General features: G+C 72.3%; 21 protein-coding genes. 12 read left to right on the forward strand and 9 right to left on the reverse strand.

Annotated elements, in window-relative coordinates:
- The first annotated feature begins 112 nt into the window (after positions 1-112).
- The 3 genes from ABZW17_RS09875 (at position 113) to ABZW17_RS09885 (ending at position 1,809) form a co-directional block, all read left to right on the forward strand.
- Positions 113-622 carry an amino-acid N-acetyltransferase gene (locus ABZW17_RS09875; RefSeq protein ID WP_354811580.1) on the forward strand — a complete coding sequence of 170 codons (510 nt, stop codon included), beginning with the start codon at positions 113-115 and terminating at the stop codon, positions 620-622.
- 118 nt (positions 623-740) lie between these two features.
- Positions 741-1,175, forward strand: coding sequence for a phospholipase (locus tag ABZW17_RS09880; protein WP_354811582.1), 435 nt, complete (start codon positions 741-743; stop codon positions 1,173-1,175).
- Positions 1,176-1,197: 22 nt separating this feature from the next.
- Positions 1,198-1,809, forward strand: a complete 612-nt coding sequence (locus ABZW17_RS09885; RefSeq protein ID WP_354811584.1) for a nitroreductase family protein — start codon at positions 1,198-1,200, stop codon at positions 1,807-1,809.
- Here the strand turns inward: ABZW17_RS09885 and ABZW17_RS09890 are convergent.
- Positions 1,802-2,113: a hypothetical protein gene (locus ABZW17_RS09890; RefSeq protein ID WP_354811586.1), complete on the reverse strand. Its 312-nt coding sequence runs from the start codon at positions 2,111-2,113 to the stop codon at positions 1,802-1,804. The two genes, ABZW17_RS09885 and ABZW17_RS09890, sit on opposite strands and share 8 nt — an antisense overlap.
- 152 nt (positions 2,114-2,265) lie before the next feature.
- Entirely contained in the window at positions 2,266-4,755 is a 2,490-nt protein-coding gene (locus ABZW17_RS09895) for a DNA translocase FtsK (RefSeq protein WP_354811588.1), read from the reverse strand.
- A gap of 155 nt (positions 4,756-4,910) precedes the next feature.
- Between ABZW17_RS09895 and ABZW17_RS09900 the strand changes: the two genes are divergently transcribed.
- The 4 genes from ABZW17_RS09900 to ABZW17_RS09915 all read left to right on the forward strand — a co-directional run bounded on the left by ABZW17_RS09900 (position 4,911) and on the right by ABZW17_RS09915 (position 8,816).
- A complete protein-coding gene (locus ABZW17_RS09900; RefSeq protein ID WP_354811590.1) occupies positions 4,911-5,726 on the forward strand; it encodes a lysophospholipid acyltransferase family protein in 816 nt (271 codons plus the stop codon).
- Between the two features lie 33 nt (positions 5,727-5,759).
- Complete coding sequence (gene wrbA, locus ABZW17_RS09905; protein ID WP_354811592.1) at positions 5,760-6,374, forward strand: NAD(P)H:quinone oxidoreductase; 615 nt, start codon at positions 5,760-5,762, stop codon at positions 6,372-6,374.
- 49 nt (positions 6,375-6,423) lie between these two features.
- Positions 6,424-7,371 (forward strand): EamA family transporter, encoded by a 948-nt coding sequence (locus tag ABZW17_RS09910; protein WP_354811594.1) that lies wholly within the window; start codon positions 6,424-6,426, stop codon positions 7,369-7,371.
- A gap of 71 nt (positions 7,372-7,442) precedes the next feature.
- A complete protein-coding gene (locus ABZW17_RS09915; RefSeq protein ID WP_354811596.1) occupies positions 7,443-8,816 on the forward strand; it encodes an amino acid permease in 1,374 nt (457 codons plus the stop codon).
- Here ABZW17_RS09915 and ABZW17_RS09920 read toward each other — a convergent pair.
- From ABZW17_RS09920 to thyX, 7 genes are all read right to left on the reverse strand, one after another.
- Entirely contained in the window at positions 8,770-10,413 is a 1,644-nt protein-coding gene (locus ABZW17_RS09920) for a substrate-binding domain-containing protein (protein WP_354811598.1), read from the reverse strand. The genes ABZW17_RS09915 and ABZW17_RS09920 overlap by 47 nt on opposite strands.
- A gap of 322 nt (positions 10,414-10,735) precedes the next feature.
- Complete coding sequence (locus ABZW17_RS09925) at positions 10,736-12,433, reverse strand: ribonuclease J (protein ID WP_354811600.1); 1,698 nt, start codon at positions 12,431-12,433, stop codon at positions 10,736-10,738.
- The gene (gene dapA, locus ABZW17_RS09930) at positions 12,430-13,443 is read right to left on the reverse strand and encodes a 4-hydroxy-tetrahydrodipicolinate synthase (protein WP_354811602.1); all 1,014 of its coding nucleotides are present in this window, start codon (positions 13,441-13,443) and stop codon (positions 12,430-12,432) included. The genes ABZW17_RS09925 and dapA overlap by 4 nt, the downstream gene beginning before the upstream one ends.
- A gap of 90 nt (positions 13,444-13,533) precedes the next feature.
- Complete coding sequence (locus tag ABZW17_RS09935; RefSeq protein ID WP_354811604.1) at positions 13,534-15,015, reverse strand: serine/threonine-protein kinase; 1,482 nt, start codon at positions 15,013-15,015, stop codon at positions 13,534-13,536.
- Between the two features lie 97 nt (positions 15,016-15,112).
- On the reverse strand, positions 15,113-16,354 hold the full coding sequence (locus ABZW17_RS09940; protein ID WP_354811606.1) for an Nramp family divalent metal transporter: 1,242 nt from the start codon (positions 16,352-16,354) through the stop codon (positions 15,113-15,115).
- 127 nt (positions 16,355-16,481) lie between these two features.
- The gene (locus ABZW17_RS09945; protein ID WP_354811608.1) at positions 16,482-16,877 is read right to left on the reverse strand and encodes an ACT domain-containing protein; all 396 of its coding nucleotides are present in this window, start codon (positions 16,875-16,877) and stop codon (positions 16,482-16,484) included.
- Positions 16,877-17,629, reverse strand: coding sequence for an FAD-dependent thymidylate synthase (gene thyX / locus ABZW17_RS09950; protein ID WP_354811610.1), 753 nt, complete (start codon positions 17,627-17,629; stop codon positions 16,877-16,879). Before thyX ends, ABZW17_RS09945 begins: the two co-directional genes overlap by 1 nt.
- Before the next feature lie 120 nt (positions 17,630-17,749).
- On the opposite strand from thyX, the gene ABZW17_RS09955 reads away from it, so the two are divergent.
- The 5 genes from ABZW17_RS09955 (at position 17,750) to ABZW17_RS09975 (ending at position 22,992) form a co-directional block, all read left to right on the forward strand.
- Positions 17,750-18,265 (forward strand): toxin-antitoxin system HicB family antitoxin, encoded by a 516-nt coding sequence (locus tag ABZW17_RS09955; RefSeq protein WP_354811612.1) that lies wholly within the window; start codon positions 17,750-17,752, stop codon positions 18,263-18,265.
- A 13-nt stretch (positions 18,266-18,278) separates the two neighbouring features.
- Positions 18,279-19,202: a DUF4097 family beta strand repeat-containing protein gene (locus ABZW17_RS09960; RefSeq protein ID WP_354811614.1), complete on the forward strand. Its 924-nt coding sequence runs from the start codon at positions 18,279-18,281 to the stop codon at positions 19,200-19,202.
- A gap of 223 nt (positions 19,203-19,425) precedes the next feature.
- The gene (locus ABZW17_RS09965) at positions 19,426-20,961 is read left to right on the forward strand and encodes an amino acid adenylation domain-containing protein (RefSeq protein WP_354811616.1); all 1,536 of its coding nucleotides are present in this window, start codon (positions 19,426-19,428) and stop codon (positions 20,959-20,961) included.
- A complete protein-coding gene (locus ABZW17_RS09970; RefSeq protein ID WP_354811618.1) occupies positions 20,958-22,202 on the forward strand; it encodes a hypothetical protein in 1,245 nt (414 codons plus the stop codon). Before ABZW17_RS09965 ends, ABZW17_RS09970 begins: the two co-directional genes overlap by 4 nt.
- Positions 22,203-22,212: 10 nt before the next feature.
- Positions 22,213-22,992: an enoyl-CoA hydratase-related protein gene (locus ABZW17_RS09975; RefSeq protein ID WP_354811620.1), complete on the forward strand. Its 780-nt coding sequence runs from the start codon at positions 22,213-22,215 to the stop codon at positions 22,990-22,992.
- The last annotated feature ends 5 nt before the right edge of the window (positions 22,993-22,997 follow it).

Here is a 22,997-nt window from a genome sequence, read left to right on the forward strand (position 1 = left end):
GGCCCGGTCGTGGCAACCGGGGCTTCGCCCCGGGCCGGGGGCTTCACCACCCGGACCCCCGAAAAGCGAGTAGCCGCCGCGCGCGCCGGGCCGTGTGGCAGGGTTGAGGATCGTGCCGTCCGACTCGCCCCGCCCGACCGTCCGCCGCGCCCGGATCGCCGACGTCCGCAAGATCAAGGCCCTGGTCGACTCGGACGCGGGCCGCGTCCTGCTGGAGAAGGACCTGGTCACGCTGTACGAGGCGGTCCAGGAGTTCTGGGTCGCCGAGGTGGGTGACGAAGTGGTCGGGGCGGCCGCGCTGCACGTGCTCTGGGAGGACATCGCCGAGCTGCGCACGGTGGTGGTCGACAAGGCCGTCCGCGGCCAGGGGGTCGGGCGCGTGCTGGTCGCCCGGCTGGTCGACGAGGCACGTGAGCTCGGTCTCAGGCGGCTGTTCGTGCTGACGTTCGAGACCAGCTTCTTCGCCGGGCACGGGTTCGTGGAGATCGACGGCACGCCGGTGTCGCACGAGGTCTACGAGGAGATGCGGCGCTCGCACGACACGGGTGTCGCCGAGTTCCTGGACCTGCCCTACGTCAAGCCGAACACCCTCGGCAACTCGCGGATGCTGCTCGAGCTCTGAGCACCCCTATTCACCGAGGATTCGCCCCCTGACATCCTTCCGGGCGGTGACGTGCGCCACCTCGGTGTCCCAGGATGATCGGGTCAATTCCTCACCTGATCGGCAGGGAACACACAAAATGCGCACGACTCTGCGGAACCTGGGGGCCACCATCGCGGTGGCCGTGACTGTCGGCGGGAGCGCCCTGGTGGGCGCCGGCACGGCGGCGGCGGTCGACATCCCGACCGTGACCGACCAGTACCTCTTCTCGACGTCCCTCTCGAACTTCGAGACGATCCGGAACCAGGCGCCCTACAACGGCCAGCTCGACTGGTCGTCGGACGGCTGCTCGTGGTCCCCGGACACCCCGTTCGGCTGGCAGTTCCTGCCGGGCTGCCATCGGCACGACTTCGGCTACCGCAACTACAAGAAGCAGGGCCGCTTCACGGCGGCGAACCGGCTGAAGATCGACGACAACCTGTACACGGACCTGAAGAGCGTGTGCGGGTCGAACGTGGCGTGCAAGGGCGCGGCATGGACGTACTACCAGGCGGTCCGCAAGTTCGGCGGCTGAGCCCTCGGCCAGGATGGTGGTCATGGAGATCGATCACCTGCTCAGCACGACCCGCGCGGTGCGCCGCAAGCTGGACCTCGACCGCCCGGTCGAGCCCGAAGTCCTCGAGGAGTGCCTGAACCTGGCCCTCCAGGCGCCGACACCGGGCAACGTCCAGGCGTGGCGCTGGCTGGTCGTGCGCGACCAGGGCGTGAAGGACCGGCTCGGCGTGCTCTTCCGCGAGGTGGGCGAGGCCTACCTCGCGGAACGGGCGAAGAACGCCGACCCGCGGGCGCTCGCGTCCGGCCGGCACCTGATCGAGGTGATCGAGCGGGTGCCCGTCTTCGTGATCCCCGTCCTGGCGGGCCGCCCGGCCGGCGACAACGCGGCCGACGCGGCCTTCTACGGCGGCATCTTCCCCGCCGTGTGGAACTTCCAGCTGGCCCTGCGCTCGCGCGGGCTCGGCTCGACGCTCACGACGTACCACCTGTCCCGCGAGGCGGAGGCGGCCGAGATCCTCGGCATCCCGGCCGGCCACACGCAGGCCGGGCTGCTGCCGGTGGCCTACACGACCGTGCCGGACTTCAAGCCGGCCGCGCGGACGCCGCTGTCCGAAGTGGCCTTCCTGGACCACTGGGGCACCCCGCTCAGCTGATCCGGACGGTCGCCTCCCCCGCGTCCTCGCTCACCGACACCAGCTCGATGCGGCTGGCCGCGAACGACGTCGCCTGCGGGCCGGTGCGGGGGCCGCTGTGGAGCTCGGCCGTGGTGCTCTCACCGCGGCCGGGTTCCTTCAGCAGGAACGCCAGGGTGGCCTCGCCCTGCCAGATGCACGTCATCCCCGGCCGGCACCGCGAGTCGGCGACCACCCGGGTGTAGCGCACGGTCAGGTCCTTGCCCTGCACCGCCGCCTCCTGCCCGAGGCGCAGGGTGACGTCCTGGCCGGCGGGGGCGCTCACGGTCGGCGGCTCCGGCCCCGCGGGCGGCCCCGGAGCGGCGGCGACTGTGCTCCCGGCCCCCAGCGTGAGCACGGCGAAGGCGAACAGTCCGGCTGCGAATCGCGGTAGGTCCACGTGCTCAGGACGGAACCGGGCGAGCACGGGTTGCACCGCTACTCCTCGTCGTCGCCCGCGTCGGCGTCCACCGGGCCGCCGCCGCGGATCATGAACAGGACCGACTCCAGTTCCTCCGGCTTGATCAGCACGTCGCGGGCCTTCGAGCCCTCCGACGGGCCCACCACGCCACGGCTTTCGAGCAGGTCCATCAGGCGGCCGGCCTTCGCGAACCCGACCCGCAGCTTGCGCTGCAGCATCGACGTCGAGCCGAACTGGGACGTCACGATCAGCTCCGCCGCCTGCAGCAGGACGTCGAGGTCGTCCCCGATGTCCGGGTCGATCTCCTTCTTCTCGCCGGCCTTCTGCGCGGTGACGCCGTCCTGGTAGTCCGGCTGCGCCTGCTCCTTGGCGTAGTTGACGACGGCGGCGATCTCTTCGTCGCCGACGAACGCGCCCTGGATGCGGACCGGCTTGCCCGCGCCCATCGGCAGGTAGAGCGCGTCACCCATACCGATGAGCTTTTCCGCGCCCGGCTGGTCCAGGATGACCCGCGAGTCGGTCAGCGACGACGTCGCGAAGGCCAGCCGCGAAGGCACGTTGGTCTTGATCAGGCCGGTCACGACGTCGACCGACGGCCGCTGCGTGGCCAGGACCAAGTGGATCCCGGCGGCACGCGCCTTCTGGGTGATCCGGACGATCGCGTCCTCGACGTCGCGCGGGGCGGTCATCATCAGGTCGGCGAGCTCGTCGACGATCGCCATGATGTACGGGTACGGCCGGTACTCGCGCTCGGACCCCGGCGGCGCGGTGATCTCGCCCGAGCGGACCTTCTTGTTGTAGTCGTCGATGTGCCGGACCTTGTTGACCTGCATGTCCTGGTAGCGCTGCTCCATCTCCTCCACCAGCCAGGCCAGCGCGGCGGCGGCCTTCTTCGGCTGGGTGATGATGGGCGTGATGAGGTGCGGGATGCCCTCGTAGGGCGTCAGCTCGACCATCTTCGGGTCGATCAGGATCATCCGGCACTCGTCCGGTGTCGAGCGCGCGAGCAGCGACACCAGCATCGAGTTGACGAAGCTCGACTTACCGGACCCGGTCGAGCCCGCGACCAGCAGGTGCGGCATCTTCGTCAGGTTCGCGGTGACGAAGTGGCCCTCGATGTCCTTGCCGAGGCCGATCACCATCGGGTGAACATCCTTGACCGTGGTCGGCGCCCGCAGGACGTCACCCAGGCGGACCATCTCGCGGTCGGAGTTCGGCACCTCGATGCCGACCGCGGACTTGCCCGGGATCGGCGCCAGCAGCCGGACGTTGTCGGTCGCCACCGCGTAGGCGATGTTCTTGGTCAGCGCGGTGATCTTCTCGACCTTCACCCCCGGGCCGAGCTCGACCTCGTAGCGGGTGACCGTCGGGCCACGGGTGAAGCCGGTGACCTGCGCGTCGACGTTGAACTGCTCCAGCACGCCGGTGATCGCCTCGATCATGGCGTCGTTGGCCTTGCTGCGGGACTTCGGCGCGTCGCCGAGCTTGAGCAGGTCGGGCGGCGGGAGCTGGTAATCGCCCTCGACCGTGCGGGTGACCGCGAGCGGCGGTTCCGGGGCCTTCTTCGGCTTCTTCTCCGGCACCTCGGCGACCGGCTTGGGCTTGGGCGGCTTGATCGGCGTCGGCGCCTCGGCCAGCATCGCGTCGATGTCCAGCTGCTCCGGCTCGGCTTCGCTGGCCTGGCGGCGCCGCGACGGCTTGCGCAGGCGCGCGGTTTTCGGGTCGGCTTCGGTGACGGTGTCCTCGTCGGTCGCGAAACCCGAGCGCTGGGCCTCGGCTTCGGCGATCTCCTCCTCGTCGAGGCCCCAGTTGCGCAGCCGGTGCGGGATCTGGCGGACCGGCGTGCCGGTGAAGACGAGCACGCCGAAGAACAGCGCGAGGATCAGCAGCGGCACCGCGACCCAGGTGGTGACACCCATGGTCAGCAGGCCGCCGGAGAAGGCGCCGACGATGCCGCCGGCGTACATCCGGCCGTCGTTGGTGTCCGGCAGCGCGGTGAAGATGTGCAGCATCCCGAGCACCGACAGGACGACCATGATGGTGCCGACCACCATCCGCGGCCGCGTCTCCGGATGGGGCTCGGACCGCATCAGCGCGACCGCGACCACGACCAGGACCAGCGGCAACGTGACGGCCCCGGCGCCGAGGACGGTCCGGGTGGCGATCTCGACGCCCGCCCCGATCGGCCCGGCCGCCCGCCACCAGACACCGACGGCCGCGACGATGGCCAGGGCGATCAGCCCCAGCGCCAGCCCGTCGCGGCGGTGTTCGGCCTCGAGCTCCCGGGTGCGCCCGACCGTGCGGGCCAGCGTGCCCAGGCCCTTGGCCAGCAGGTTCCACGTCCCGCGGACGCCCTTGCCGAAGATCCCGGGCGTCTTGCGCCGGGCCCGTGGCGGCGGCTTGCGGGTGGACGACGTACGTGGCTTCGCGGGTGTGCGCGGCTTACGCGCCGCTGCCCCCTTCGCGCCGCTTCCCGTGCTTCTCTTCCTCGTCGCCGACCCAGCCATGGGTCAACGGTAACCGGCCGTGGCGGTTCGTCCCACGCGCCACTCTCGGCCCAGGGTGAACTTCTGCCTCACACCGGGGGTGGAGCGGCCATCCGGGTGAACCGATCCGGCCAGTGCGCAAACGGGTGAAATCCGCGTCTGCCATGCTCTGCCCCATGCTCGCGCTGCGCACCGACGAACCGCCCCGCCGTGCTCCCGCCATCTGGCGGACCATGCTGACCATCGACCGCGGGCTGGTGAACCTCGTCGGGCGGCTGACCGTCTCCGGCCGGGTGCCCGCCCAGCTGCGCGGACGGCCCCTGCTGATGGCCGCGAACCACATCGGCGTGTTCGACGCCTTCGTGCTGATGGCCGCGTGCAAGCGGATCGGCATCAACCCGCGGTTCATGCTGGCCGGCGGCATCCTCGACGCGCCCGTCATCGGGCCGGCGCTGCGGGTCAGCGGGCACCTGCGGGTCGACCGCAAGCACGCCGGGACCGCCGTCGGGCAGTTCGCCGAGGCCGTCGAGGCCATGAAGACCACGCGCGAGCCGATCATCGTCTACCCGGAGGGCCGGATCAGCCACGACCCGGGCCTGTGGCCGGAGCGCGGCAAGACCGGCGCCGCGCGGCTCGCGCTGGCCGCGGGGGTGCCGGTGATCCCGATCAGCCAGTGGGGCGCGCACGAGGCCGTCTACTGGGGCACCGAGACCGTCAACGGCCCGGCCGACCTGGTCCCGCTGGCCCGCTCCGGGCTCAGCGCGCCGCTGCGCCGTCCGAAGTTCCGGGTGCACTTCGGCGACCCCGTCGACCTCTCGGACATCGACACGCAGCGGCCGGGCGCCGGGGTGCGCGCGCACGCGAAGATCATGCAGGCGATCACCGACGGCCTGGTCCCGCTGCGCGCGGGCGAGCTCGACCGGCCCCGCTTCCACGACCCGACGCGGCCCACCGACACGGTCAGCCCCTGGAAGCCGTCGTCCGCACTCTGAGACGGGCGAAGCGGCGCCCTTAGAGTCGGCGACGTGAGCACACGGATACTCGTCGTCTACTACAGCTCGACCGGGAACACCGCCGCCCTCGCCGGGTCGCTGGCCGCGGGCGCGCGCGAGACCGGAGCGGACGTGCGCGTGCGGACCGTGCCGGAAACCGTGCCCGCCGAAGCGATCGCGCACAACCCGCGGTGGCAGGCCTGGGTCGACGCCGGCCCGCACCACGAGCTCGCCACGCTCGGCGACCTCGAATGGGCCGACGGGCTCGCGGTCGGCAGCCCGACCCGGTTCGGCGGCCCGGCCGCGCAGCTCAAGTCCTATTTGGACAGCACGGGTGGGTTGTGGGCGAAGGGGAAGCTGGCGGACAAGGTGGCGACGTCGTTCACCACGGCGTCGACCGCGCACGGCGGCCTCGAGTCGACGCTGCTGGCGATCAACAACGTCTTCTACCACTGGGGCGCGATCGTCGTCCCGCTCGGCTACACCGACCCGCACCTGATGCAGTCCGGCAACCCCTACGGCGGCTCGTTCGTCTCCCGCAAGTCGGCCGCGCCGGACGACGTGGCCCTCGCCGCGCTGCGCCTGCAGGGGCGGCGGCTGGCCACCGTCACCACGCACGTCGCCACCGGGCTCAAGCGGGCCGGATAACCGGGGAAATCGTTTCGGCGGTGACGGCGCGGGCTCTAGAGTCGCGACGGTGACCACCGAGCTCCCCGTCCTCCCGCCACCCCGGGTCGCCCACCGCGGCCGCGGCACCACCTACGTCCTGCTCGCCGCCCTGTTCTTCAGCACGTCGGGCACGCTGGGCAAGTCCGTGATGACGGCCGGGATCACGCCGGAGCAGGTGGCCGCGGCCCGGATCGCGCTGGCCGGGTTCGTGCTGCTCGCCGGGGTCGCGCTGGCGGCGCCGCGGAAGCTGCGGGTGCGCCGGGCGGACCTGCCCGTCCTGACCGGCTACGGCCTGCTCGGCGTGGCGGGCGTGCAGCTGCTCTACTTCGTCGCCGCGGGCCGGATCCCGGTCGGCATCGCGATCCTGCTGGAGTTCGTCTCGCCGGTGCTCATCGCGCTGTGGGTGCGGTTCGTGCGGCGGCACCGGCTGCCGCGCCCGGTGTGGGGCGGCATCGCGCTGGCCATGGCCGGGCTCGCGCTGGTCGCCCAGGTCTGGGAGGGCGTCACGCTCGACGGGCTCGGCCTGCTGGCCGGCTTCGGCGCGGCCCTGTGCTCGGCGGGGTACTTCCTGCTCGGCGAACGCGCGGTGGCCGGCATCGATCCGCTGGGGCTGGTGACCTGGGGGATGGTGGTCGGCGCGGTCGCGATCAGCTTCGCCGCGCCGCCGTGGACGTGGCCGGCCGGGCTGCTCGGCGTGCCGGTGGAGTTCGGGGCCTGGCACCCGCCGGTGTGGCTGCTGCTGACCGTGCTCGTGCTGGTGGCGACGGTGCTGGCGTACGTCTGCGGCATTTCGTCGCTGCGGCACCTGCCGGCGTCGGTGGCGAGCGTGCTCGGGCTGGTCGAACCGGTGATCACGACGGTCGCGGCGTGGGTGCTGATCGGCGAGAAGCTCGCCTGGCCGCAGCTGCTCGGTTCGGCGATCCTGCTGGCCGGGGCGTACGTCGTGCAACGGAAGTCCGAGATCCTCGTGCCGTGAGGTTGCGCAAATTCTGCACCACTTCGCTCCCGAGTGCGAAAATCCATCCTCGACCCCGGGGAGGAAGCACCTTGGCGACGAAGTCCGGGCTGCGGCCCGACCTGCGGCAGCGGCACGTCCGGATGATCGCCCTCGGCGGCATCATCGGCGCGAGCCTGTTCATCGGCAGCGGCGCGGTGATCCACACCGTCGGCCCGGCCGCCGTGCTCTCCTACGCGCTCGGCGGGCTGCTCGTCGTGCTCGTCATGCGGATGCTCGGCGAGATGGCGACGGCGGCACCGGCGCTGGGCTCGTTCATGGAGTACGCGCGCGACTCGCTCGGCGGCTGGGCGGGCTTCACGATCGGCTGGCTGTACTGGTACTTCTGGGTCGGCGTGGTCGCGTTCGAGGCGGTCGCCGGCGCGAAGATCCTGCAGGGCTGGATCCCCGGCGTGCCGCAGTGGGTGTTCTCGCTGGGCCTGATGCTGCTGCTGACGGCGACGAACCTGGCGTCGGCGCGGTCGTTCGGCGAGACGGAGTTCTGGCTGGCCTCGATCAAGGTCGCGACCATCGTCGTGTTCCTGGTGCTGGGCCTGCTGTTCGTGCTCGGGCTCTGGCCGGACGCGCACTTCTCGGTGGGCAACATCGGGCTCGACGGCTTCGTGCCCCACGGCGGCTTCTCGGTCGTCCACGGCGTGGTGATCGTGATTTTTTCGTACTTCGGCGCGGAGATCGTGACGATCGCGGCGGCCGAGTCCGACCAGCCGGAGACGGCGGTCCGCAAGGCGACGTCGACGATCGTCTGGCGGGTGATCGTGTTCTACGTCGGTTCGGTGGCCCTGCTGGTGATGATCACCCCGTGGCGCGAAATCCCGAGCGAAACGAGCCCCTTCGCGGCGGCGTTCGGCCGGTTCGGCGTCCCGGCGGCGTCGACGATCGTGTCGGCGGTGGTGCTGACGGCGGCACTGTCGGTGCTGAATTCGGGGCTGTACACGGCATCCCGGATGCTGTTCGCGTTGCGCCGCCACGGCTGGGCCCCGGCCTGGATCGCGGACACGAACGCCCGCGGGGTGCCGTGGAAGGCGATCCTGGCGTCGACGTCGGTCGGGTACGTGGCGGTGGTGATGAGTTACGTGTCCCCGGACAAGATCTTCTACTTCATCATCAATTCGGCGGGCGCGGTGGCCCTGTTCGTGTACGCGATCATCTGCGGGTCCCAGCTCCGGATGCGACGGTCCCTCGAAGCGACGGCGCCGGAGAAGCTGAAGCTGCGGATGTGGGGATATCCGTGGCTGAGCTGGGTGACCCTGGTGCTGACGCTGGCGGTGGTGGCCTCGATGCTGTTCGTCGACGAAGACGCCCGCGCGCAGTTGTACCTGAGTTTGATCAGCCTGGCGGTGATCCTGGGGGTCTACGCCCTCATCCGCCGGCGATCCGGGACAGGGCTCCGAAAAACACGTCCGTGATCTTCGCCGGGTCCGGGGCCACGAACGCCTGGCCGCCGGTCGCCGCCGTCAGCTGGTCCAGTTCGGACTTGTCCGCGTCCGGGCCGATGCCCACGCCGATCAGGGGGATCGGGCGGCGGGGGTCCTGCAGCTTTGCCAGCTCCGACAGCAGGTCCGCGCGGGAGATTCCGTGCGGGTCCTCGTTGCGGCCGTCCGTCATCACGATCACCAGGTTCAAGCGGCCCGGCTCCCACTCGCGGCGGGCCGTCCGGTACGTGTCCAGGACGCTGTCGTACAGCCCTGTCCCGCCGTCCGGGGTGGCCTTGACCTGGGCCAGTTTCTCCAGCGCGCCGCTCGCCAGGTGCTGGGCCACCGGGGCCATCGGGAGCAGCTCGCGGTAGTCCTTGTCGCCGTCCAGGTGCGTCGAAAACGCCAGCATCCGCAGCTGGGTCGCCGGTTTGAACAGGCGCATCGCCTTCGCCGCCGCCTGCATCGTCACCTGCATGCGGTTCAGGCCCGTGCCCGGGACCTGGGCGTTCATCGAGCCCGAGACGTCGATCAGCACCTGCACCCGCGCGCTCAGGTTGATGCCGGCCCACTGGTTGAGCAGCTCGTCGACGCCCTGGGCGGACGGCAGGTTCGCCGTGCGGAAGCCCTCCGGCGACACCCTCGGGTCGTCCGGGTGGTCGCGCAGCGCCTGGCCGCCCGCCGCGCGCAGGCCCGTCTTCGCGATCGCGTCCGCGCCCGCGTCGCCGAGCACCGCGTCCCGCAGCGCGTCGACGATCGGGCGCTGCTGCGAGGTGATCCCGCCCAGCTCCGCGAACGGGTAGTCCAGCGTGGGCACGGCCGGCGAGTAGACGGCGACGAGCGGGGACTTCGGGTCCTCGACGTTGTGGCGCAGCAAGGAGTTCTCCGACGCCGGGAACGCCGTCACCGCGGCCGTGCCGCCGCCGTCGCTCGACCCCGGCAGCCGGGCGATCAGGTCGGTCTCGTCGCCGAGCGTGTTGGCCGAGAACCGCCGCAGCAGCGCGACGTACGCGCCCGACGGCTCGGGCGTCGCCTTGACCGTGTCCTGGAGGCCGAGCAGGGCCACCGCGCCGACCGGGTCGCGGGCCGGGTCCGGCATCCCCGGGACGACGCCCGGCGCGGCCAGCACCTCCGCCCAGGTGGGCGCGTGACCGGGCCAGCCGAGGCCCTTGACGACGTCCGCGGCGACGGCCAGCACCACCGGCGAGCTGGCCACCGACGCGCCGCTCCCGGGGACGTCGGCGGCGCCGAGCTGGTGGGCGCGGCGCAGGGCGAGCGTCGAATCCGGCACCCAGACCTGCGGCCGCGGGCTGCCGTCGGAGAGGGCGAGCCGCTCGGCGGCCTGGGTCGCCTCCCTGGTCTGGACCTCGACGCTGCCGCACGACAGGTCGAGCCCGCGCGCGACCAGCGACAACGCGGGCGCGATGTCGGCGGACGCGGTGACGAGGACCTTCACCGGCTGCACGCACGACGGCCGGGAGCGCACGGCCGACACCGTCACCCAGGTCGCGGCGCCGAGGACGAGCACAAGGCCGGTCGCGACGGCGGGCACGAGCAGCCGGCGTCGTCTGCCGTCCGAGTGACGTCCCATCGGCGCGGCCTCTCTGCGCGAGGCGGGGTGGGATCAAGGTTATCCCGCAGGGAAGGGGCCGCACGTGCGCCGGACGGCCTAACAGCTCACCCCGGAGAGGGATCCGGCCCCTCCCGCAGCGGGATGTCCACGCCGGGCCGCGGCGAAACACTGGACCGCGTGAAGCCGACCCGAGGGGATCAACGCAGGGCGCGCCGCGCGCTGCTGCGCCAGACCGTCACCGTGGCCTTCGCCCTGCTGCTGGCCAAGGTGACGCACTGAAAACGCGGAACGCCTTCGCCGCCGAAAGGGGGAGGCGAAGGCGTTCCGCGCCGGAAAAACCTCAGACCGGGATCACCGTCGGCACGATCATCGGGCGACGGCGGTAGGTGTCGGCCACCCAGCGCCCCACCACCCGGCGGACCGCCTGCGCGATCCGGTGCGTGTCCGTGATGCCTTCGGACTCCGTGCGCGCCAGCTCCATCTCCACCAGCGGCACGACGGCGTCCAGCGCCTTCGGGTCGTCGGAGAAGCCGCGGCCGGACACCGTGGGGCTGGTGACCGCGCGGCCGGTGCTGGTGTCCACCGCGACCGTGATCGCGATGAACCCGCCCTCGCCGAGGACCAGGCGGTCCGACAGCGTCGACTCGCCGACGTCGCCGACCGACAGGCCGTCGACGTACACGTGCCCGACCTCGACGCGGCCGGTGCGGGACGCCTTGCCGTCCACGAGATCCACGACCACGCCGTCTTCGGCGATGACCACGTTCTCCGGCGCAACACCCGTGCGGATCGCCAGCTCGCCGTTCGCGCGCAGGTGCTTCCACTCGCCGTGGACCGGCATCACGTTGCTCGGCCGGACCGCGTTGTACAGGTAGAGCAGCTCCCCCGCCGACGCGTGGCCGGACACGTGGACCTTCGCGTTGCCCTGGTGGACGACGTTCGCGCCGAGCCGGGTCAGGCCGTTGACCACGCCGAACACCGCGGTCTCGTTGCCCGGGATCATCGAGCTGGCCAGCACCACCGTGTCGCCCGCGCGGATCGAAATCTGCCGGTGCTCGCCGCGCGCCATCCGCGACAGCGCCGAGAGCGGCTCGCCCTGCGACCCGGTCGAGACGAACAGGACCTTGCTCTCGGGCAGGGTGCTGGCCTGGTCGAGGTCGACGAGCAGGCCGTCCGGCACGTTGAGCAGGCCCAGCTCGGCCGCGATCCCCATGTTCCGGACCATCGACCGGCCGACGAACGCGATCCGGCGGCCGTGCCGCTGCGCGGCGTCGAGGACCTGCTGGACGCGGTGGACGTGGCTGGCGAAGCAGGCCACGATCACGCGCTGGTCGACGCGCCGGATGACGTCGTCGAGGACGGGGCCGATGTCGCGCTCGGGCATGACGAACCCGGGCACCTCGGCGTTGGTCGAGTCGACGCAGAAGAGGTCGACGCCCTCGTCGCCGAGCCGGGAGAAGCCGGCCAGGTCGGTCAGGCGCCCGTCCAGCGGGAGCTGGTCGAGCTTGATGTCGCCGGTGTGCAGCACCACGCCCGCCGGGGTGCGGATGGCGACCGCGAGCGCGTCCGGGATGGAGTGGTTGACCGCGAAGAACTCGAGGTTGAACACGCCGACGTCGCGGCGCTCACCCTCGCGGACCTCGATCAGCTTCGGCCGCTGCCGGTGCTCCTTGGCCTTGGCCGCGAGCAGCGCGTTCGTGAACCTCGAGCCGTAGATCGGCAGGTCCGGCCGCAGGCGCAGGAGGAACGGGACGGCACCGATGTGGTCCTCGTGCCCGTGGGTGAGCACCAGTCCGTCGATCTCGTCGAGGCGGTCTTCGATCGCGCGGAAGTCGGGCAGGATCAGGTCGACGCCGGGCTGGTCGTCCTCGGGGAAGAGCACCCCGCAGTCGACGATGAGCAGCCGGCCGCCGTACTCGAAGACGGTCATGTTGCGCCCGACCTCGCCGATGCCGCCCAGCGCGACGACGCGCAGGGCCCCGGCGGGCAGTGCGGGCGGGGCGTTGGTGGGGCCTGGACCTGGGGGAAGTGAGCTCACCGAGGCAGGGTCCCAACGCTGGTGTGCGAGGTCGGCGCCACGTAGGCGGCCCTCGAATCTGCTTGTGCCACCCGCTCACCATGCCAGTCCTGGGCCGCCGTGTCGCCCAGCGGCACGCCGCCCTGGGCAAGATCACCGGCGATCAGGGCCGTCTGCTCGGTGGTCGGCGCGACGATCGGCAGCCGCGGCTCGCCGATGTCGAAGCCGCGCAGCCGCAGCGCCGCCTTGCTGAACGCGACCCCGCCGACCCGCGACATCGCGCGCAGCACCGGCAGCATGCCGCGGTGGTTGGTGCGCGCGGTGGAGGTGTCGCCGTTCTCGTAGGCGTCGATCATCGCGCGGATCCGGCCCGCGACGACGTGACCGATCACACTCACCACGCCGACCCCGCCGACGGAGATCCACGGCAGGTTCAGGCCGTCGTCACCCGAGTAGTAGGCGAGGTGGGTGTTGGCGATGACCTCGGACCCGGCGATCAGGTCGCCCTTGGCGTCCTTGACCGCGACGATCCGCGGGTGCTCGGCCAGCCGCAGCAGCGTGTCGACCTCGATCGGGACGACCGAGCGCGGCGGGATGTCGTAGAGCAGCACCGGCAGCCCGGTGCTGTCGGCGACCGTGGTGAAGTGCGCGAACAGCCCGGCCTGGCTGGGCCGCGAGTAGTACGGGGTGACGACCAGCAGGCCGTGCGCCCCCGCCTCTTCGGCCTGCTTGGCCTGCTCGATGCTGTGCGCCGTGTTGTTGGTGCCCGCGCCGGCCACGACGGTCGCGCGGTCGCCGACGGCCTCGACCACGGCGCGGATCAGGTCCTGCTTCTCCGCGTCGCTCGTGGTCGGGCTCTCGCCGGTGGTGCCGTTGACCACGAGGCCGTCGTTCCCCAGCTCCACGAGGTGCTCGGCCAGCTCCTGCGCCCGCTTCAGGTCCAGTGCGCCCTCGGCGTCGAACGGGGTGGCCATCGCGGTGAGCACGCGCCCGAACGGCCGTCCGGGCGCTGCGGTAGGTGGGTTGGACATGGTGAGACGGTACCCCGAGGGTCCGACGAAAACCGCGTCGACCTGGTCACCAGGAGGATTTCCGGGGCCGGGCCGCTCGTCGCGGAACTTCTACTTGACCTTGGTCACGATCGGGGCCGAGATCGGGCCGCCGTCGGCCTTGGAAAGCGCGCAGTAGAACTCGCGCCTCGGGTACTCGCCGGGCTTGTCGGGCACGCTCTGCCACTCCCCCTGGGTCGGGACGAGCGCGCGGTACCGGAGGGCCTCGCGCTGGGTGGCGGGGACGATCGAGGAGCGGAAGGAGGCCGCGCAGCGGGCTTCGGCCACCGCCGTGACGGCTTCGAGGCCCGGGTAGGCGGCGATCTCCGCGTCGCTGTCGGACCAGTTCGCGGTGCCGATCGCGTCGCCGCTGTCGTAGAGCTCGAGGGTGTGGCTCTCCTTGCAGTCGCCGTCGTTCTCGTCGCTGATCACCCCGCCGTCCTGGACCGGCGCGTTGTAGCACTGGTAGCTGGAGCTGGCGTCCACGCGCATCTGGCCGCCGAGGCCGAACGTCATCGTGGGCAGCTTCTGGGCGTCCGGGACGGGCGTTTCGAACGCCTTGCCCGCGAAGAAGCCGCCGACCAGGGCCGCCACGACCAGCACGGCCGCGGCCGAGAGCCACAGCGCGCGGTGGGCCTTCTTCGCGGGCGGCTGCGGCGCCGGGGCGCCGAGCATCGCGGTGCCGTGCGGCGGGGTGGGCCGCACGCCCTGGGCCGTGGTCAGCAGGTTCTGGGCCTGGGGCGCGGTCAGCCGCGCGTCGGGGTTGGTGACCAGCAGGCCGAGGATGGCGGCGGCGATCGGGCCCTGGCCGCGGGTCAGGTACGGGATCTCGGTCATGATCGCGTGCAGCGTCGCGGCGGTGGTCGCGCGCTCGAACGGGATCGAACCTTCGACGGCGAAGAACAGCGTCGCGCCGAGGGACCACAGGTCGGACGCGGGCAGCGCTTCGCGGCCTTCGACGCGCTCCGGCGCCATGAAGGCGGGCGAGCCGACGATCATGCCGCTGGTGGTCAGGCGCGGGTCGTCGACGGCGTGGGCGATGCCGAAGTCGGTGAGCTTCACCCGGCCGTCCGGCGCGACCAGGATGTTCGCCGGCTTGACGTCCCGGTGCACGATCCCGGCCGCGTGCGCGGCCTGCAGCGCGGCGAGCACCCGCTCCCCCAGCTGCGCGGCCTGCGCGGCGGGCATCGGGCCGCGCTGCCGGACGAGGTCGGCGAGGCTCGGGGCCTCGACGAGCTCCATGACGATGAAGGTGGTCCCGCCGTCGGTGACGACGTCGTAGACGGTGACGATCGCGGGGTCGTTGAGCCGGCCGCCGGTGCGCACCTCCCGCAGGGCCCGCTCGGAGAAGACGGCGGCGGACTCGGCGTCGGGCAGCCGCAGCTCCTTGACGGCGACCTGCCGCCCGATCACCTGGTCCTGCGCCCGCCACACGACGCCCATGCCGCCGCGGCCCAGTTCGCCCAGCAGGAGGTAACGGCCCGCGACGACCCGCTGACCGGGCATGGCAGGGGCCTGCCGCGGCGGGTAGGGCCGGGTCTGTTCGTCGGTCACGGTGCTCCTTTTGGCGGCGGTCGCGCAGATGCTAGTCGGACCGCCGCGGGGCGCCGCGGGTTCCGCGGAATTCGTGCCCCGGCGGGGGAAAGCAACCTCAGCGGGCGAAGGTGAGGTAAATGAGGACCAGGTTCAGCGCGATGATGATCGCCGCGATCACCCACGCCGCGACCGTGGTCAGGCGGCGGTTCGCGGCCGCCCCCATCAGGTCGCGGTCGGCCGTCAGCCGGATCAGCGGCACCAGCGCGAACGGGATGCCGAACGACAGCACCACCTGCGACACCACCAGCGCCGCGCTGGGGTCCGCGCCCAGTGCGAGCACCACGATCGCCGGCGTCAGCGTGACCAGGCGGCGCAGGACCAGCGGGACCCGCTTGTGCAGCAGGCCCTGCATGATCATCGCGCCGGCGTACGCGCCGACCGACGTCGAGGCCAGGCCCGAGGCCAGCAGGCCGATCGCGAACAGCAGCGCGATGCCCGGGCCGAGCGCCACCGCCACCGCGCCGTGCGCGCCTTCGATGCTGTCCACTCCGTCCTGGCCCTGGAGGTTCGTCGCGGCCAGCAGGAGCATGCCGAGGTTGACCGCGCCCGCCAGCAGCATGGCCAGGCCGACGTCCGCCCGCGTCGCCCGCAGCAGCCGGCGGCGGCGGACGCCGTCCGAGCGGCCGTGGCGGTCGCGGACCAGGCCCGAATGCAGGTACACCGCGTGCGGCATGACCGTCGCCCCCAGCATCGCCGCGGCGATCAGCACGCTGCCCGCGCCGTCGAACCTCGGCACCAGGCCGCCCACGGTCGCCGCGGCCGAGGGCGGCTCGACGAACAGGCTCGCCAGGAAACCGATGGCGATCACCGCCAGCAGGCCGGTGACGACCCGCTCGAACGTCCGCTGGCCGCCGCGGTCCTGGACCGCCAGCAGCGTCAGCGACACCGCGCCGGTGATCAGGCCGCCGGCCACGAGCGGCAGGTCGAACAGGAGGTTGAGGGCGATCGCGCCGCCGACGACCTCGGCCAGGTCGGTGGCGATGGCCACGACCTCGGCCTGGGCCCAGTAGGCCAGCCGCGCGGGCCGGGACAGCCGGGCGCGCAGCGCCTCCGGCAGCGACATCCCGCTGACCAGGCCCAGTTTCGCCGACAGGTACTGCACGAGCACGGCCATCAGGTTCGCCGCCACGATCACCCAGACCAGCAGGTAGCCGTAGCGGGCGCCGGCGCTGATGTTGGAGGCGACGTTCCCCGGGTCGACATAGGCGATGGCGGCGACGAACGCGGGCCCGAGCAGGGCCGAACCGGTGCGCAGCCGCGACACGAGTCTCGGGCGGACCGCCTCGGTCACCGCCATGACGCCACCTCTCGGAAACCGGGTATCGGGGATCCCAAACCGAAGTTTAGGCATGCCGAACTTTGTTTTTCAAGGGTGAGGGACCCCACCCTTGAACCCGGATACCCGGCAGATCGCGCCCGAAAAGTCAGGCGTGCGCGACCTCGTGCCCGGACTCGCGCAGGGCCGTGACCGCGTGGTCGAGGTCGGCGGCGCGGACCAGGATGTGGTCGGTGTCGAACGTCGACATCGAGAACAGCGCGACACCGGCCGCGGCCAGCTCCGAGGCCAGCGCGGCGATGATGCCGGTCAGCGTGAACTCCAGCGGGCCGCGGACCGACAGCAGCCGCCACCCGTCCTCGGCCGCCGTGGCGCCGGCCGGCTCGCGGCCGGCCGGGCAGATCACCGACAGCTCTTCGGGCGTCCGGGTCACCGAGACGAACGCCTCCCCCGGCTCGAACAGCTCGGCGGGCACCGGGGCGTCCGCGGGCAGCCGCACGACGGCGTACTCACCGGGCCGGACGTCGATCGCGAGTCGCTTCATCAGCCTTCCAGCACCTTCGGGCTCGTGGCGATCTCGGTGCCGTCCGGCAGCGTCGAGATGGTGAAGTCCGCGAACACGTTCGCGGCGGCCTTCTGCAGCTGCCGCAGGCATTCCACGGCCAGCTCGCGGATTTCGACGTCCGCGTGCTCGGTGGCCCGCATCGCGACGAAGTGCCGCCAGGCGCGGTAGTTCCCGCTGACGACGATGCGCGTCCCGGTCGCGTTCGGCAGCACGGAGCGGGCGGCCTGGCGGGCCTGCTTGCGGCGCAGGGTCGCGGTCGGGACGTCGGCGAACTTCTCCTCGAGCCCGGCCAGCAGCTCGGTGTAGGCGTCGACGCTCGCCCGCGTCGCGGCGAGGAACTTCTCGTGCAGCACCGGGTCGTTCGCGATGATCTCGGGCTCGACGAACTCGGCGTTGCGCTCCGGGACGTACCGCTGCGAGAGCTGGGAGTAGGAGAAGTGGCGGTGCCGGATGAGCTCGTGGGTCAGCGACCGGGAGATGCCGCTGATGTAGAAGGTCACCGAACCGTGCTCCAGCACCGAAAGGTGGCCGACGTCGATGATGTGCTCGAGGTAGCCGGCGTTCGTCGCGGTGACCGGGTTCGGCTTCTGCCACGACTGGTAGCAGGCGCGGCCGGCGAACTCGGCGAGCGCTTCGCCGCCGTCCGCGTCCGTCGACCACGGCACGTCCTCGGGCGGGAAGAACTCGGTCTTCGCGATCAGCTGCACTCTGGGCGACACCGCTGCGGCCACGTCAGCACTCCTTCTCCCGGCTCCCGGGCAGCCTAACCGCGCGGGGCCGGCCACTCCCGGGGGACACGGTGACAGCACGGCCGCCTTGACTGACGTCACCGATGACGTCATAGTGGTGTCATGGACCTGACCCCGTACATCGCCACCCTTCGCGAGGACCTCGCGAACACGGCTGCCGCCGGGGACGAGCAGACCCGGCGGGCGGCCGCACTGCTGTCCTCCGCGCTCGAACCCGCCGTCCGCCTGACCCTGATGAACGCCCTCGCCGACCTCGCCGCCGAGGTCACGGCCGCCCTGCCCGGCCAGGTGGTGGACGTCCGGCTCGACGGCCGGGACGTCCGCGTGGTCGTCACGGGCACCGCCGAGGAGCCGACGTCACGAGCGACACCACGTGACACCACACCGCCGCCACCGATCGACGGCGGTGACATCAGCCGGATCACGCTGCGGCTGGTCGAGCAGATCAAGGGCCAGGCCGAACGCGCCGCCGCGGCCCAGGGCGTCTCGCTGAACACGTTCGTTTCGCAGGCCGTCCAGGGGGCGCTGGGGCACGGCGCGCTCGGCGGCGGAGGCCACAAGCACCACGGCAAGGGTGGCGGCACCGGGTCGCACCTGCACGGCTGGGTCGAAGGCTGAGGGGGAACCGACGATGAGCGAAGAACAGACCACACCGGCCGAGGAGCCGGCCGACGAGCTGGTCCGGATCGACGAGTTCGAGACCGACGTCCCGCTGGAGCTCGACGTCAGCGTCACGATCGGCCGCGTCGAGATCGTCCTCGAAGGCGACTCCGGCGCACGCGTCGAACTGCGGCACGACCAGGGTGAGCAGCAGCCGTGGGTGGCGGGTGTGAACAGCCTGCTGTCCTGGGTCGGCGAGCGCTTCGGCGACCAGCTGGGCCTGGACCCGGGGACCTCCCCCGCCGAGGCGGTCCGGCAGAGCCGGATCGAGAAGGTCGGCAACCGCCTGGTCGTCCAGGCACCGAAGGCGTGGCAGCTGCGCAACGCCGCCCTCGCGGTGAAGGTGCACGCGCCGGTGGGCTCGCACGTCGAGGTGCGGGCGGGCGCGGCCGACGTCACGGTGTCCGGCTCGGCCGGCCGCGTGGACCTGCTCACCGGCTCCGGCGAGGTGAAGCTCGAGCGCGCCGACGGCTCGGCGACGATCCGCACCGGCAGCGGCGCGGTCAAGCTCGGCCCGACACTGGGCGGGCTGCAGCTGCGCAGCGGCAGCGGCCACGTCGAAGCGTCCTCGATCGCCGGCTCGGCAACCCTGGCCACCGGCACCGGCGACGTCTGGCTGGGCGCGGTTTCGGGCGAGGTGATGGCCCGCACCGGCAGCGGCGACCTGTCGGTGGCCGACGCGGGCTCGGGCAGCCTCGACCTGATCACCGGCTCCGGCGAAGTCCGGATCGGCATCCGCGGCGGCACGTCCGCCGAGGTCGACCTGACCGCCAGCGCGGGCCGCGTTTCGAGCGAACTGGACGTCGCCGACGCAGCCCCCGAGGGCGGCGTGAAGCTGAAGGTCCGCGCCCGCACCGGCACCGGCAACGCCGTGGTGACGCGCGCGGCGGGGTGAGCAAGGGGGAGGAACGGGCCGTTCCCGGCGGGGGTGCCGAGGACGGCCCGTTCGCGCGGAATACCAGAGAAAGCGCCCGCAGTAATCCGGCGAACGATGGATGAATTCGTCGAAACACCGTTTCACCGGGTTACACGAGAAATTCTCGGATCCGCCTTGAACAAATCGCCAGGCTGTCTCGTTCATCTCGGTTGACCGCGCCGGCCTGGCGAAAGGTGACCGAGTGACCGCGCTGATCCGCCCCTCCTCGCTGCAGGGCCTGACCGCCGCCGACCGCGTGCTGTTCCAGCGGTTCGGTACCGGAAAGGCCGCCGGAGTCCCGTTCCGCCGCATTCACGACGCCGTGTTGGCGCAGGCACGAGCCCGTCCGGACGCACCGGCGGTAATGCACCTGGGTGCATCGCTCACCTACGCCGAACTCGATCGCCGGTCGGCTTCGCTCGCGGCCTCCCTGATCGGGCTCGGGGTGCGTCCCGGGCAGCACGTGGGCCTGTTCCTGACCCGGTCGATCCCGATGGTGGTCGGCATTCTCGCGGTGCTGCGCGCGGGCGCGGCGTACGTGCCGCAGGACGTCCGGATCGCGCCCGCCCGCCAGCTGCGGCAGATCGTGCGCAGTGCGGGCATCGAGGTCGTCCTGACCACGCGCGAGCACTCGGCCGCGCTGCCCGCGGACCTCGGCCGGGTCGTCGCCATCGACGACGAGCACGCGCACGGCGACCCTCCCGCCGCGGCCGGCGGCGGCACCGCGATGGTGATCTTCACCTCCGGGACGACCGGGCGCCCGAACGGCGTGCAGGTGACCCACGCGAACCTCGCCAACGTCCTGCTGACGGCACCGGGCTCGCTCGGCATCCGGCCCGGCGACCGCGTGGCGCAGCTGCTGAACATCGCCTTCGACATGGCCGCGTGGGAAATCCTCGGCACCCTCGCCCACGGCGGCTGCCTGCTCATCCGCGGCCGGGACATCGAGGAGACCGCCCGCGCGGCCGACGTCGTCATCGCCACCCCCGGCGTGCTGTCCACAGTGGACCCGCAGGCGTGCCCGCGGGTGCGGACCGTCGCGGTGGCGGGCGAACGCTGCCCGGCCGCGCTGGCCGACGCCTGGTCGCGGCGGGCGCGCTTCCACAACGCCTGCGGCCCCACCGAGGTGACCATCGTCAACACCGTCCAGCGCTACGATCCCCGGCGCGGTCCGCTGACCATCGGCCGCCCGGTGCCGAACACCACCGTGTACGTGCTCGACGACGAGCTGCGGCCGTGTCCGATCGGCCAGGCCGGGGAGATGTGGGCGGGCGGTGCGTGCGTCACCGCGGGCTACGCCGGCGACGACGTCCTCACCGCCGAGCGCTACCGGCCGGACCCCTTCCTCGGCGGACCGCACCGGATGTTCCGCACCCGGGACCTCGTGCGGTGGACCGCGGACGGGCAGCTGGAGCACCACGGCCGGACCGACGACCAGGTCAAGGTCCGCGGCTTCCGCGTCGAGCTGGACGCGGTCACCGCGACGCTGGAGCGGGCGCCGGGCTGCGACCGCGCGGCCACCTTGCTTTACGAGGGCGGGCTCGTCGGTTTCGTGACGCCCTCGACGGCCGAGCCCGAGCTGATCCGCCGTTCGGCGGAAGCCGCGCTGCCGTACTACAGCGTGCCCGCGATGATCGTCCCGGTGGAGGGCCTGCCGCTCACCGAGCGGGGCAAGGTCGACCGGCGCGCGCTGCTGTCGCGGTTGGACAGTCGCGAGCCCGCGGGGACGGTGGCATGACCGCCACCATCCCGCCGTCGGCGGCCGTGCGGGCCCGGCTGAAGCGGCGGCCGTGGACCCACCACAACCGGCTGGCCGCCGCGGTGGTGGCGGCCAACGCCGTCGCCGCCACCGCCGGCCCGCTCGACCTGGACGTCCTGACCTGGCTGGTGCTGGGGAACCTGGCACCGGCCGTGCTGGTCCGCCAGCAGCTCGTGATCAACCTGCTTTTCCGGCTGGCCACGGCGGCACCGGTGAGCCGTTCGCTGCGGCTGCGCTGGACGCTGGGCAAGGTCTACCACTTCGGCGGCCTGCACGTCGGCGGCACGCTCTGCGCCACCGGCTGGTTCCTCGTGCTCACCGGCGTGCTGACCGGCCGCGGCGGATCGGCGGCCCTGCTGGTGACCACCTGGGCGATCGCGGTGCTCCTCGCCGTCGTGGTCGTGCTCGCGCTGCCGCGGGTGCGGGCGCGCCGGCACGACCTGTTCGAGCGCTCGCACCGCTTCGGCGGCTGGGCGCTGCTCGTGCTCTTCACCGTCCACTCGGCGTTGCTGGGCGGGCCGGATTTCGTGGGCTCGGGCCCGTTCTGGGTGCTGCTGGTCGTCGTCACGAGCGTGGCGCTGCCGTGGCTGCGGCTGCGGCGGGTGCCGGTGCGGATCACCCGGCCGTCGCCGCACGTGGCGCTCCTGTCGTTCGACCACGGCGTTACGCCGTTCGCCGGCTCGTCGACGGCGCTGAGCCGGAACCCGTTGCTGGAGTGGCATTCCTTCGCGAACGTGCCCGCGCCGGGGCGTTCCGGGTTCCGGCTGACCGTGTCCCGCGCCGGCGACTGGACCGGCGCGCTGATCGACGACCTGCCGTCGCACGTGTGGGTGAAGGGCATCCCGACCGCCGGGGTGGGCAACATCGACAAGCTGTTCCGGCGGGTGGTCTGGGTGGCGACCGGCAGCGGGATCGGCCCGTGCCTGCCGCACCTGCTCTCCGGCGACACGCCCGCGCGGCTCGTGTGGTCGACCCGCCACCCCCGGCGGACCTACGGCGACGAGCTCGTCGACGAGATCCTGGCCGTCCAGCCGGACGCCGTCGTGTGGGACACCGACAGCGACGGCAAACCCGACCTGGTCGAACTGGCCCTGAGCGCGCACCGGGACTTCGCCGCGGAAGCGGTGATCTGCATTTCGAACCGGAAGACAACGTGGCACGTCGTCGAGGCGCTGGAAGCCCGCGGGATTCCGGCCTTCGGCGCGATCTGGGACTCGTGAGGGAGACAGCATGGACCGGACCGTCGTAGTGGATCTGCAGGCGCCCGTCGCGACCGTGACCGTGGACCGGCCGCGGGCGCGCAACGCGTTGTCGTCCCAGGTGCTCACCGAACTGCTCGAAGTGTGTGCGTCGCTGGGTGACGACCGGGCCGTCGCGGGCGTCGTGCTCACCGGCGCGCCGGGCCCGGCGTTCGTCGCCGGGGCCGACATCCGCGAGATGGCGGCGCTGGATCCCGTGCGGGGAGCGAGGTTCGGGGCGCTCGGCCAGCAGGTCACCCGGGCGCTGGAAGCGTTGCCGGTGCCGGTGATCGCCTGCGTCGACGGCTACGCGCTCGGCGGCGGCTGCGAACTCGCGCTCGCGTGCGACTTCGTCTACGCCACGCCGAAGGCGGTGTTCGGCCAGCCGGAGGTGCTGCTGGGCCTGATCCCGGGCTTCGGCGGCTGCGTCCGGCTGTGGCGTCAGGTCGGCCCCGGGCGCGCGCGTGAGCTGATCTTCACCGGCCGGCACGTCGAGGCGGCGGAGGCGCAGCGGATCGGGCTGGTCACGGAGCTGTTCGACAGCCGCGAGGCGATGCTCGCCGGGGCCCGCGCGACGATCACGGCGGTGTCGCGGAACTCGCGCGACGCGGTGGCGCTGGCGAAGGGCGCGCTGAACGCGGGCCGCGGCCGCACGGTGGACGCCGGTCTGGAGCTGGAGCTGTCGGCGTTCCGGGCGGCGTTCGGCGGCCCGGACATGCGCGAGGGCACCGGTGCGTTCCTCGGCAAACGCGAACCGGTGTTCGGCCGCTGACCGGG

Origin of the sequence: Amycolatopsis sp. NPDC004625, assembly GCF_040609695.1 — a bacterium.
In the GTDB taxonomy this organism is placed as follows: Bacteria; Actinomycetota; Actinomycetes; order Mycobacteriales; family Pseudonocardiaceae; genus Amycolatopsis.